Raw genomic sequence first — 11557 nt, 5'->3', positions numbered from 1 at the left:
TTTGCCGCATCCCCGCTGCAACGGCGCGGCTCACCACGGGTTGTCTGCGGGCAGGCAAGCAGGAGGCGATCATGGGCAAGGACGGCAGGCTGCGCGTGGTTGCCTATGACGGTCCCTCCGGCGGCTGGGGATCCGTCCGCTCGCTGGGCAAGATCCTGAAGCGGGAAGGCAATCCGCTGAGCGCGCCGCTGCTGCTGACGCAGCAGAACAAGCCCGGCGGCTTCTCCTGCGTCTCCTGCGCCTGGGCCAAGCCTGCCACGCCGCATCTCTTCGAATTCTGCGAGAACGGCGCCAAGGCCACGGCCTGGGACATGAGCAGCGCCCGCATCGAGGCCGATGTCTTCGCGCGCCACACGGTGACCGAGCTGGAGCGATGGAGCGACCATGCGCTGGAACAGGCCGGGCGCCTGACCGAGCCGATGCGCTGGGACGCCGCATCCGACCGCTACGTCCCCGCCTCCTGGCAGGAGGCCTTCGACGGCATCGGCGCAGGCCTGCGCGGCATCGCGCCGGACCGGGCGGTCTTCTATGCCTCCGGCCGCGCGAGCAACGAGGCCGCCTTCCTGTGGCAGCTGATGGCGCGGCTGCATGGCACCAACAACCTGCCCGACTCCTCCAACATGTGCCATGAGAGCACCTCGGTCGCGCTGCCGAAGACCATCGGCGTGCCGGTCGGCACCGTGCATCTCGACGATTTCGAGCAGACCGACTGCATCCTGCTCTTCGGGCAGAACACCGCGGTGAACAGCCCGCGCATGCTGCACCAGCTCGACGCTGCCTCCCGGCGCGGCGTGCCGATCATCGTGATCAACCCGCTGCGCGAGCCGGGGCTCGAGCGTTTCACCAATCCGCAGAGCCCGGCGGGCATGCTGGGCGGCGGGTCGCAGCGCATCGCCTCGCAATACCATCAGCCGCGGGCGGGCGGCGACCTGGCGCTGCTGGTCGGCCTGTGCAAGCTGCTGCTGGACTGGGACGACGCGGCGCGTGCCGCCGGGCGCCCGGCGGTGCTCGACCACGGCTTCATCGCCGAGCACTGCCACGGCTTCCCGGCCTTCGCGGCGACCATCCGCGGCCATGGCTGGACGGCGCTGGAGCAGCGCTCGGGCCTGTCGCGCAGCGCCATGGAGCAGATCGCGCAGAGCTATGCCGGCGCCAGGGCCACGCTGGGCATCTACGGCATGGGGCTGACGCAGCATCGCGAGGGCGTCGAGAATGTCCAGATGCTGGTCGCGCTGCTGCTGATGCGCGGCAATATCGGCCGCCCCGGCGCGGGCATCTGCCCGGTGCGCGGCCATTCCAACGTGCAGGGCCAGCGCGCCGTCTGGATCACCGAGAAGCCCGAGCTGGCGCCGATCGCCGCGATGGAGGCCCGCTACGGCTTCGCGGCTCCCCGGCAGCAGGGGCTCGATGCGGTCGGTCTCACGCAGGGCGTCATCGATGGCAAGGTCGATGCGGTGCTGCAGCTCGGCGGCAACCTGGTGCGCTCGCTGCCGGAGACCGGCCTGCTGGAGCCGGCCTGGCGCCGCCTGCCACTGACGGTGATGATCACGACCCGGCTGAACCGCAGCCATCTGGTGCATGGCCGCGCCGCCTGGCTGCTGCCCTGTCTCAGCCGCATCGAGATCGACCAGCAGGCCAGCGGCCCGCAGGTGGTGACGGTGGAGGACAGCACCGCGGTGATCCATCCGTCGCGCGGCATGCGCAGCCCGGTGAGCCCGGCGCTGCTCTCCGAGCCTGCGATCATCGCCGGGATCGCCAAGGCGGTGCTGCCCGCCAATCCGCGGGTCGACTGGGATGGCTGGGTCGGCGACTACGACCGCATCCGCCAGGAGCTCGCGGCCCTGCATCCGACCTGGTACGCGAATTACAGCCAGCGGATCTGGCAGAAGGGCGGGCTCGCCCGAGCCAATCCGGCGCGCCAGCGCCAGTGGCAGACCGAGACCGGCAAGGCGACCTTCCTGGCGCCCATGGCGATCGAGGCCGATGCCGACATGGCGGAGGAGGGCGGCGATGTCCTGCGGCTGATCACGCTGCGCAGCAACGACCAGTTCAACACGACGGTCTATGGCTACGACGATCGTTTCCGCGGCATCCATGGCAGCCGCGAGGTGGTGATGATGCACGCCGCCGACATCGCCCGGCTTGGGCTGGTGGAGCAGCAGCGGGTTACCCTGGAGACCGTCGCCGGGGATGGCGTGACGCGCCGTGTCGATGGCCTTGCCGTGGTGCGCTACGATCTGACGCCTGGCTGCATCGCGGGCTACTTCCCGGAATGCAACCCGCTGCTGCCGGTCTCGCACCACGCCCGGGAAAGCCATGTGCCTGCGGCCAAGGCGATCCCGGTGCGCATCCTGCACCGCTAACGGGCGCGGCGGCTGGCCAGCAGGATGCCAAGGCCGAAGGCCAGGGCCAGCCATCCCGCCGGGCTGTCGCGCACCGTTCCGCGCAGCGCCGCCAGGCCGTCCTGCGCCCGCTGTTCCAGCCGGGCGGCCGCGTCGGAGGCGTAGGGGACGGCATGCTGCAGCGGCCCGCCGAGCGGGCGGAAGGCGGCAGGGGGTGGCGGCAGGCGGCGGGAGGTCGGCATGGGGCGGGCGTTCCTTGCAGGGACGGGAGAGGCCTGTGGTCGAAACTGCGATCCGGCCTCCTTCGTTGCCGCGGGCGGGGAAGCAGCTCGGACGGCAGCCATGGCGGCGATGTCGAGCGCGATCAGACCACCTCGCTGATCGCCCCAAGGCAGGCCCGGGGCAGGCCCGGAGCAGGCCCGGAGCAGGCCCGGAGCAGGCCGGGGGGATCTCGGTCCGTGACATGGCCGGGGACAAGCCCGGCCCGATCCTCGGTGTCATGATCGGCGAGGGCGATGGAAGGATGTCCTGAGCCACGCCGCCCTTCCGCCGCGTCCCGGGCATCGGGGCCGATGACCCCGTCCCCTGGGCGAAGCTGAACCACGATCACCGATCGGACGGCTCGGTGTTCGCCCCGGGCAAGGAGCAGCGAAGGCCTGCCCCGCTGCCTCTCGGCGAGGGACCGGCAGGGCGCCCGGCGCGGTGGAACGGGCGGTGTCGACCGCCAGGATGCTGCCGCGGCTTCTCCCGCGCCCGGCGCTCCGCCGAGGCCTGATGGCGCCGGAGCCTTCGCGGCAAAGGGGGCCGGCCGTCAGGCCCGCCCCCGTTCCTGTGCCCTTCGCCGGCCGCGGTCGGGCCTGGAGCGTCTCACGCGGGCGGCGCTGTTCGATGCCGCCTAGGCGATGCCTGCGCCCCCCGTCACGCCATAGACCTCGCCGGTGATGAAGCTGCCCTCCTGCGATGCGAGCAGCACATAGACGGGCGCCAGCTCGACCGGCTGCCCCGGCCGTCCGAAGGCGCTGTGCGCGCCGAACTGCTCGACCTTCTCCGGCGGCTGGCCGCCGCTCGGCTGCAGCACCGTCCAGAACGGGCCTGGCGCCACGGCGTTCACGCGAATGCCCTTCTCGATGAGCTGCTTGGCCAGAGCCTTGGTGTAGGCAACGATGCCGGCCTTCGTGGTGGCATAGTCGATCAGGATGGCGGATGGCTCATAGGCCTGCACCGAGGCCGTCGTGATCACCGCGCCGCCAGGGGGCAGCAGCGGAACGGCCGTCTGGACGATCCAGTGCATGGCATAGAGATTGGTCTTCAGCGTGCGGTCGAAATCCTCCGAGCTGACCGCCTCGACATTGGGCCGCGTCTGCTGGCGGCCGGCGTTGATGACCAGCGTGTCGAGGCCTCCCAGAGCGTCGCTCGCCTGGGCCACCAGCGCCCGGCAGAACGCTTCCGAGGTCACGTCGCCAGGCAGCGCGACGGCCTTGCGCCCGGCGGCCTCGATCAGCGCCACGACGTCCCGGGCGTCAGCCTCCTCGCTCGGCAGGTAGCCCAGCGCCACATCGGCACCCTCCCGGGCGAAAGCGATGGCGACGGCGCGGCCGATCCCGGAATCCGCGCCAGTGATCAGCGCCCGACGTCCAGCGAGCCTGCCATGGCCGCGATAGCTCGCCTCGCCATGGTCGGGCTTCGGCTCCATCCTGGCGGCCAGGCCGGGGGGGGATTGCGGCTGCCGGTCGAAGGGCGGGCGAGGATACTGGAAGCGGGGATCCTGCATGGTCAGGCGGTCTTCGCTCATGCCTTGTCCTCCGCTGAGGGTTCTGCGTCGCCGGAGCGCTTCGGCTTGATGTTGACCGGCGCATCGGCCCCGGGCTGCGGCGCCGGGACGCGATCATAGGCTTCCGGGTCGATGCCCTTCTCGCCCGGCACGAGCTGGTCCCGCCTGACATCATGCGGGCCGACGCTGCCGGGCCTGCCGCTGGAGGGGCCGTGGCCCCAGTTCTTCAGCCCTTCGCGGGCTGCCTTGTCGGCCATGCCAGTTGCTCCTTGCTTCGTGGGAAAGCTCGCCAGGCCGGCGGCCTCAGCGACGTGGCGCGATCCGCCACACGGTGTTGGAAAGGTCGTCGGCGACGATCACCGCGCCGCGCGGATCGACGGAGACGCCGACCGGACGCCCCCGGGCCTTGCCTTCGCCGTTCAGGAAGCCGGAAGCGAAGTCGACCGGCGCCCCGGCGGGCCGGCCGTCCCTGAAAGGCACGAAGACGACCCGGTAGCCGGTGGGCGTGCTGCGGTTCCAGCTGCCATGCTCGCCCACGAAGACGCCGTCGGCGAAGCCTCCGCCCAGGGCTGGCGTGGAGAAGGCGACGCCCAGCGCCGCGACATGGGCGCCCAGGCTGTAGTCGGGCTTGATCGCCGCTGCGACCTTCGCCGGGTCCTGCGGCTGCGCCCGGGGATCGACGGTCTGGCCCCAGTAGCTGTAGGGCCAGCCATAGAAGCCGCCCTCGCGCACCGAGGTCAGGTAGTCGGGCACCAGCTCGGGGCCGATCTCGTCACGCTCGTTGACCACGGCCCAGAGCTGCCCCGTGCCGGGCTGGATCGCCAGCGCCGTCGGATTGCGCAGGCCCGTGGCATAGGGCCGGTGCGCGCCGGTCGCGATGTCGATCTGCCAGACCATGGCGCGGCCGATCTCGGCTTCCATGCCGCGCTCGGTGATGTTGCTGTTGGAGCCGATGCCCACGTAGAGATACCGGCCATCGGCGCTGGCGGTCAGCGACTTTGTCCAGTGATGATTGATCGCCGAGGGCAGCTCCGTCACGCGGACCGGCGGCCCGCTCGCCTCGGTCTGCCCGTCGCGGTAGTCGAAGCGAACCAGCGCATCCTGGTTGGCGACGTAGAGCGCGCCATTGACCAGCGCCAGGCCGTAAGGCGCGTTGAGACCGGCCGCGAAGACCCGCCGCATCTCGTAGGTGCCATCGCCATCCGCGTCGCGCAGCAGGGTCAGCCGGTTGCCGCTGGCCGCGGCGCTCTTGCCCAGATTCTTGATCAGCCCGGCGATGAAGTCCTTGGGGCGGAGCGTTGGCGCGTTGCCGCCGGTCCCCTCGGCCACCAGGATATCGCCATTGGGGAGCACCAGGGTCTGACGCGGGATCCCGAGATCCGTCGCGATCGCCTGGATCGTGTATCCCTGCGGCACCGTCGGGCTCTCGCTGCCCCAAGCGGCGGGCCGGGGAACCGTCATCTCCGGCAGCAGGCCTCGCTGCGGCGCGGGCAGGTCGGGGTCGGGGCCGCGCTGTTGCGCAGCAGGCTCGCCGTCACAGGCGGAGAGCGCGAGGGCAGCACCACCGATCAGCAGCATTCTGCGCATCACCGCGCCTCCCTCGACGGCATGCCGGAATACCCGATCCAGGCCGCGAACAGCGCCAGCAGCGCAGTTCCTGCGGAAAGGTAGAGCCCTTCCGGCATGGTCGCGAAGGCATCCTTCGCGTGGACCAGAGCATTGATGAAGCCGAGGGCCCACATCGCGGCGATCGCCGCGAGGTAGAGCGCCGCTCGGCCTCTGCGCATCGCGGGGCTGCGGACAAAGCCGACCAGCGCCCACAGGAGAACGAAGGCGCCGACGAGCAGGCCGCCGGCGATCAGCCAGGCCGAGAAATTGGCCCACTGCACCTGGAAGGTCGCCTGGTAAGCCAGGTCGCTGAGCAGGGCGCCAGCGAACAGCGACGAGGGGAAGCCCAGCAGGATGGCATGCAGAGGATGCAGCTGCGCCAGGGGTACGTTGCGGGGCACGTTGCGGGCGATGGCGTCCACGGCAGCTCCTTGTCCGTCTTGGCGTGCGGTGCCCTGCCTTGTCTCCGTGCCCGGGCGGCGATCCGGGCAGGGCAGGATCAGGCGGGTGTGCGGCGCGACAGCTGTCGACGACGACCTCGATGGCCTGGCGACAGCCGCAGGGTCATCGCCGGGCCGACGCAGTTCCCGCCGGCCTGGCTCATCGGCAAGGCTGCCGCCCGCCTGCCCTGGCCTGGCTTCCACCGGCCGATCCACGCCTGGCGGGGGCCTGGCTGGGACCGGGCGGGGGACGGTGCGCAGCAGCGGTTCGTGTCACCATGCAAAGATGAACACGGGATGCGGGAAAAGGTTCTCCGCAAGACGGGCTTTTTGCCAATTACTTGCCGGGAGGCGGCGACGGTCGAAATATAACCTAAGTGAATTATTGAGGGGTTCGTTCGCCTATTATCCTTCAACCGCTCTGACGGGTTGCCCTGGCGATCGCGCAACGGCGCTGCCCTCATCGCGTTCTCCAAGGCAGATCGAGGAGAAGAAAGCCATGGCTACGCAACGCATCACCGCCAGCTTCGCCACGCGCCGGGACGCCGAGATGGCGGTCGAGACGCTGGTGCAGGAGTATGGTGTGCCGGTCGGCGCGGTTGAGACGCATGCCGAGGGCAGGGACAACAGCTCGGGCACCCGGGCAGCCGGTGCCGACGGGAGCACGGCGGATGGCGAATATGCCGGCCGCGTCCGGGTGGCGGCGACGGTCGAGGCCGGGTTGGTCGAACGCCTCCGCGACAGCTTCCGGCAATATGGTGGAGGGGTGGAGGTGCAGGGCTGATCGGCCGTGACGATCGTGCCGATCGCAAGCCTGTATTGGCGCGGGGCTGCGGGCTGATTATCCTGTCGGCATGAGCAACGAAACCCCCGAGCCCGACAGCCTTCCGCCGCAGCCCGGCGCCGCCGTGGAGCCTGCCGCTCCGCCTGCCACGATGACGGTGGAGGAGGGCGAACTGGATGACGCCCTGCTGGACCAGGTGGCCGGGGGCGGCCCGCGCCAGGCCCATTTCAGCTGAGACCGGCTCCGCCCGGCGATGGCCGCTGCGCCTTGCCCGGCGTGGTGGCCTCGATGGCCGCCGGCCTTCCCCCTCGGCGTCGTCAGCCGGCCTGGCGCAGCAGGCCCGGCACCGAGGAGGCCAGCAGCGCCACGCCGGATGCGGTCAGCAGGCCGAGCACGATCTTCCGGAAGCTCGCCTCGCTGATGCCGATATAGAGGCGTGCGCCGATCAGCGAGGGGATCAGCATCGCCGCGGCGGCGATCCCGATCTGCGGCAGCATCGCCCGGGTGATCGAGCCCGAGGCGGCATGGACCGCGAGCGCGCAGCTCAGCATGGCTAGGTTGAAGTTCTGGATGACGCTGCGCTGGGTGTCCTTGTTCATGCGCCGCAGGGTGCACCACAGCGTCGGGATCACGCCGGAGAAGCCGCCCAACCCGCTGAGGAAGCCGCCGGCCAGCCCGGCGACGCCGTTGGCGACCCCGTTGGCGACAGGGCCGCCGACGGTGACCGGCGGCAGGCTGGGGGCGAGCAGCATGAAGGGGCACCAGACGACCAGCAGCGTGCCGAGCAGCGCCCGGAACAGCTGGATGTCGAGCAGGGGCAGGATCAAGACGCCGAGCGGCAGGCCCGCCAGCCCGCCGATGACGAAGGGGGCAAGCTGGCGCAGGTCGAAGCCCCTGCGCACGGTGATGGCGGCCACGACCTGTCCGGTCAGCGCCCCGGACAGGGCCAGCATCGCCGCCAGCTGCGGCTCCAGGGTCCAGGCCCAGACCGACATCGCCACCAGCCCGAAGGCGAAGCCGGAGAGGCCCTGCACGAAGCCGGCCATCGCCGCGCCGAGGACGATGCTGAGAATCGTGGATCCGTCCATGGCGGTGATGCTGTCTCGATTGTTGGCGCCTGACGGCCGCAGCCCTCCCTTGCCGCATGGGCGCCGGGTCTGTCGAGGCCCGCTGCGCCGATCCCCCGCGCCGCGCGACCCAGGCGGCGGCGAGGCGAGCGCTTCAGGCGAAGCCCCGCCGATCGTCTTCCGCCTCCAATCCCAGTAGCAGGCGCAGATCGATGTGGCGGCCGGCCCCGGGCAGGGGATCGCCGAGACCCGCGGCGAGGCCAGGGATCCCCCGCCGCCGCCGACCTGATGACGGTGCCGGAGGCGCGGGCCGAGGGAGGGTGGCGATCGCGGCCGGCTGCCCGCGGGGCGGCAAGACCGGCGCCTGACGCTTCTGGCACGGCGATGGCGGCCGCCGGGCCGCGTCATCGCCAGGCGGCTCGGCCGCGTGCTCGGAGCGGAGCGGGTCCGACCCTCACTCGCCCGCCATCACCGCCTGGATCAGCCGCAGATGCGCCTTCATCGCCTGCCGCGCCCGGTCACGGTCGCGCCGCCGCAGCGCCTCGACCATCTCGTGGTGCTGCGCCTGCAGCCGCGCCCGATGCGCGGGCGTGTCGCCGCGCGCCTTCAGCTGCCCCCAGTCGCTGCGCTGCCGCACCTGCGCCAGCGACCGGCTCATGCCGAGCACCGCGGCATTGTGGGTGGCCAGGGCGAAGGCGTCGTGCAGCGCCGCGTCCCATTGCTCGAATTCGGCCAGCGACCCGGCCGTGTCGCCGCCGGTCAGGCAGGCCTGCATCCGCGCCAGATCCGCGGGTGTCGCGCGCAGCACGGCCAGGCCGATCAGCTCCGGCTCCAGCAGCAGGCGGCATTCCATCACGGCGGCGGGGCTCAGCGCCTCCTCCTCCAGCCCGGCGGGCGGCGGGGCGGTGCGGCGGAAGGTGCCGCGGCCGACATGGCGCTCGACCAGCCCGGCGCGCTCCAGCCCGTCCAGCGCGCGGCGCAGCGTGTTGCGGGCGACGCCATAGGTGGCGCTCAGCGCGCGCTCGGTGGGCAGCCGGCCCCCCTCCGGCCAGGCGCCCGAGAGCAGCGCCTGCTCCAGAAGGGATTGCAGCCGGGAGGCGGCGGAGGCGTCTTCGGCCTTGACGGGGTCAACCATTGGATGAACCATAACCGCATATTGGTTCAGTGATAAGCCAAATTGGTATAGGGAGAAGGCATCGATGCGCCTGGCCATGCTGCTGATCGAGGGGCTGCCGCAGCCGGTGCGGGTCGATGCGGAGGGGCAGCACTTCTGGCCGCTGTCCAGCCTGGCGCCGGCGCTTCCCGGCGACATGGCCGGCGTGATCGCGGCGCTGGCCGGCGGCGCCACCATCCCCGCGCCCGTCGAGCCCGGGCAGCCGCTGCAGGAAAGCCAGCTGCTGGCGCCGCTGCCCAACCCGCCGCGCAACATCTTCTGCGTCGGCAAGAACTACCACGCGCATGCCAGGGAATTCGCCAGCAGCGGCTATGATTCCTCCTCGACCAGCGCGGCGGATGCGGTGCCGCAGGCGCCGATCATCTTCAGCAAGCCCTTCTCCGCGATCTCCGGCCCCTGGGACGACATCCCGCTCTGGCCCGGCATCGACCAGGGCGTCGATTACGAGGCGGAACTGGCGGTGGTCATCGGCGCCGGCGGCCGCGCCATCGCGCGGCAGGACGCGCTGCGGCATGTCTTCGGCTACACCATCGTCAACGACGTCACCGCGCGCGACCTGCAGGGCACGCACAAGCAGTGGCTGCTGGGCAAGGGCATCGACGGCTTCTGCCCGATGGGCCCCTGGATCGTCACCGCCGACGAGATCGGCGACCGGCCGATGCGCATCACCTGCCAGGTCAATGGCGAGGCGCGGCAGGATGCCTCGACCGCCGACCTGATCTTCGACGTGCCCGAGCTGATCGCCACGATCTCGCGCAGCATGGCGCTGCTGCCGGGCGACGTCATCGCCACCGGCACGCCGGAAGGCGTCGGCATCGGCTTCAGGCCGCCGCGCTTCCTGCGCGACGGCGACGTCGTCGAATGCGCTGTCGAGGGCATCGGGCGCATCCGCAACCGGCTGCGCCGCAGGGGCTGACGACCGCCCGGCCGCCGGCCGGGCGCAGGGAGCGGGGCGGCAGCGCGGCGACAGACCGCGCGCCCACCCCGGCAGAAGCGGGAGGAAGGTCATGCTGTCTCGTCGAAGGGCGCTGGCGGCGGCGGGCGCCATGGGCCTCGCGGCACCCGGCGCGCGGGCGCAGGAAGGCTGGCCCGCGCGGCCGGTGCAGATGGTGGTGGCCTTCCCGCCGGGCGGGCAGGCCGATGTCGCCGCCCGGCCGGTCGCCGCCGCGCTGGAGCGGGTCTTCGGCCAGGCCGTGCCGGTGGTGAACCGCCCCGGCGCCGGCGGCATCCTGGGCAGCGCCAGCGTCGCCCGGGCGGCGCCCGACGGCCACACGGCGCTGATGGCGCTGTCCTCGCTCGGCGTGCTGCCGGAAAGCGAGCGCATCATGGGCCGCGCCCCCGCCTACACCATGGAGCAGCTGGTGCCGGTGGCGCGGATCACCGCCGACCCGACCGTCCTGCTGGTGCCCGCCGGCGCGCCGTGGCGGACGCTCGACGACTTCGTCGCCGCGGCCAGGGCGCGGCCCGGCGCCATCACCTATGGCTCGGCCGGCAACTACTCGACGCTGCATGTGGCGATGGCGATGCTGACCGGGGCGGCGTCCATCGAGCTGCTGCATGTCCCCTTCCAGGGTGGCGGCCCGGCGCTGACCGCCCTGCTGTCGGGCACGATCGAGGCGCTGGCCTCGGGTCCCGGCCCGGCCCTGCCGCATGTGAAGGAAGGCCGGCTGCGCGCGCTGGCCTGCTGGGGGCGCGAGCGCATCGCCGGCTTCGAGACGGTGCCGACCTTCGTCGAGCTCGGCCATCCGGAGGTCGAGTTCTACATCTGGGCCGGCGTCTTCCTGCCGGTCGCCACGCCGCGCCCCGTGCTGGAGCGCTGGGGCCAGGCGCTGCGGACCGCCTGCGGCCAGGATGCCGCGCTGCGCCGCGCGCTGGAGGCCGCCGGCAGCCCGCTGGCCTACCAGGACAGCGAGGCTTTCAGCGCCTTTGTCGAGGCCGACACGCGGCGGCTGACCCGCGCCGTCCAGCGGATCGGCCGGGTGGAATGACGGGCCGCCGGCGGCGCCGTCCGGGCCAGGGGTCGCGCAGTGCCAGGGCGCGGCGCGCGGCATCCCGGCGGGGGGCCGCCCTGCCGACGGACATGCCGCGGCCGGAGCTTCAGGGAGACGAGGCTGGCGGCAGGCGATGGCCGCGCCCGCCTGCCGCGTGTCACCGCGGCGGCGATGGCGAAGAACCAGGCGCCGGTCGATCTGCCCGCCGGAATCGGCCGTGCCAAGGGCGCCACCCCGGCGCGGATCGCGCTTGCCTGGCGCCTCGCCCGGAAGCCCCGGATCGTGCCGATCCCCGGCACCACCAGGCTGCACCGGCTGGAGGAGGATCCCGGCGCCGCCGATGTCATGCTGAGCGCGGACGACCTGGCGGCGATCGCGGC

The 11557-nt window shown here is 72.1% G+C and carries 13 protein-coding genes; 6 read left to right on the top strand and 7 right to left on the bottom strand.

Going from position 1 to position 11557, the window contains the following annotated elements; translation table 11 throughout:
- The first annotated feature begins 71 nt into the window (after nucleotides 1-71).
- Entirely contained in the window at nucleotides 72-2363 is a 2292-nt protein-coding gene (locus BKE38_RS16975) for an FdhF/YdeP family oxidoreductase (RefSeq protein WP_076958463.1), read from the top strand.
- Here BKE38_RS16975 and BKE38_RS16970 read toward each other — a convergent pair.
- From BKE38_RS16970 to BKE38_RS16950, 5 genes are all read right to left on the bottom strand, one after another.
- On the bottom strand, nucleotides 2360-2584 hold the full coding sequence (locus BKE38_RS16970; protein WP_076958462.1) for a hypothetical protein: 225 nt from the start codon (nucleotides 2582-2584) through the stop codon (nucleotides 2360-2362). The two genes, BKE38_RS16975 and BKE38_RS16970, sit on opposite strands and share 4 nt — an antisense overlap.
- 653 nt (nucleotides 2585-3237) lie before the next feature.
- On the bottom strand, nucleotides 3238-4134 hold the full coding sequence (locus BKE38_RS16965) for an SDR family oxidoreductase (RefSeq protein WP_076958461.1): 897 nt from the start codon (nucleotides 4132-4134) through the stop codon (nucleotides 3238-3240).
- Entirely contained in the window at nucleotides 4131-4370 is a 240-nt protein-coding gene (locus BKE38_RS16960) for a hypothetical protein (RefSeq protein WP_076958460.1), read from the bottom strand. The genes BKE38_RS16965 and BKE38_RS16960 overlap by 4 nt, the downstream gene beginning before the upstream one ends.
- A 46-nt stretch (nucleotides 4371-4416) precedes the next feature.
- Nucleotides 4417-5700, bottom strand: coding sequence for a PQQ-dependent sugar dehydrogenase (locus BKE38_RS16955; RefSeq protein ID WP_076958459.1), 1284 nt, complete (start codon nucleotides 5698-5700; stop codon nucleotides 4417-4419).
- On the bottom strand, nucleotides 5700-6143 hold the full coding sequence (locus BKE38_RS16950; protein ID WP_076958458.1) for a DUF2231 domain-containing protein: 444 nt from the start codon (nucleotides 6141-6143) through the stop codon (nucleotides 5700-5702). The genes BKE38_RS16955 and BKE38_RS16950 overlap by 1 nt, the downstream gene beginning before the upstream one ends.
- A gap of 517 nt (nucleotides 6144-6660) precedes the next feature.
- On the opposite strand from BKE38_RS16950, the gene BKE38_RS16945 reads away from it, so the two are divergent.
- Together BKE38_RS16945 and BKE38_RS32190 are read left to right on the top strand one after the other, a co-directional pair.
- Nucleotides 6661-6945, top strand: coding sequence for a hypothetical protein (locus tag BKE38_RS16945; RefSeq protein ID WP_076958457.1), 285 nt, complete (start codon nucleotides 6661-6663; stop codon nucleotides 6943-6945).
- 70 nt (nucleotides 6946-7015) lie between these two features.
- On the top strand, nucleotides 7016-7180 hold the full coding sequence (locus BKE38_RS32190) for a hypothetical protein (protein WP_165694212.1): 165 nt from the start codon (nucleotides 7016-7018) through the stop codon (nucleotides 7178-7180).
- Nucleotides 7181-7262: 82 nt separating this feature from the next.
- Here the strand turns inward: BKE38_RS32190 and BKE38_RS16940 are convergent, their stop codons facing one another.
- Together BKE38_RS16940 and BKE38_RS16935 are read right to left on the bottom strand one after the other, a co-directional pair.
- Nucleotides 7263-8033 carry a sulfite exporter TauE/SafE family protein gene (locus tag BKE38_RS16940; RefSeq protein WP_076958456.1) on the bottom strand — a complete coding sequence of 257 codons (771 nt, stop codon included), beginning with the start codon at nucleotides 8031-8033 and terminating at the stop codon, nucleotides 7263-7265.
- A gap of 433 nt (nucleotides 8034-8466) precedes the next feature.
- Nucleotides 8467-9147: a FadR/GntR family transcriptional regulator gene (locus tag BKE38_RS16935; RefSeq protein WP_242662419.1), complete on the bottom strand. Its 681-nt coding sequence runs from the start codon at nucleotides 9145-9147 to the stop codon at nucleotides 8467-8469.
- A 64-nt stretch (nucleotides 9148-9211) separates the two neighbouring features.
- Here BKE38_RS16935 and BKE38_RS16930 point away from each other — a divergent pair, with 64 nt between their 5' ends.
- The 3 genes from BKE38_RS16930 to BKE38_RS16920 all read left to right on the top strand — a co-directional run.
- Nucleotides 9212-10102, top strand: coding sequence for a fumarylacetoacetate hydrolase family protein (locus tag BKE38_RS16930; protein WP_076958454.1), 891 nt, complete (start codon nucleotides 9212-9214; stop codon nucleotides 10100-10102).
- Between the two features lie 91 nt (nucleotides 10103-10193).
- On the top strand, nucleotides 10194-11174 hold the full coding sequence (locus BKE38_RS16925; protein ID WP_207553592.1) for a tripartite tricarboxylate transporter substrate binding protein: 981 nt from the start codon (nucleotides 10194-10196) through the stop codon (nucleotides 11172-11174).
- Between the two features lie 174 nt (nucleotides 11175-11348).
- On the top strand, nucleotides 11349-11557 hold a 209-nt coding region (locus tag BKE38_RS16920; protein ID WP_207553591.1), incomplete at its 3' end, for an aldo/keto reductase.

The organism is Teichococcus deserti, assembly GCF_001982615.1.
GTDB classification, from domain to species: domain Bacteria; phylum Pseudomonadota; class Alphaproteobacteria; order Acetobacterales; family Acetobacteraceae; genus Pseudoroseomonas; species Pseudoroseomonas deserti.
Note: the sequence above shows the minus strand (reverse complement) of the source record. Positions and strands in the feature narration are given on the sequence as shown.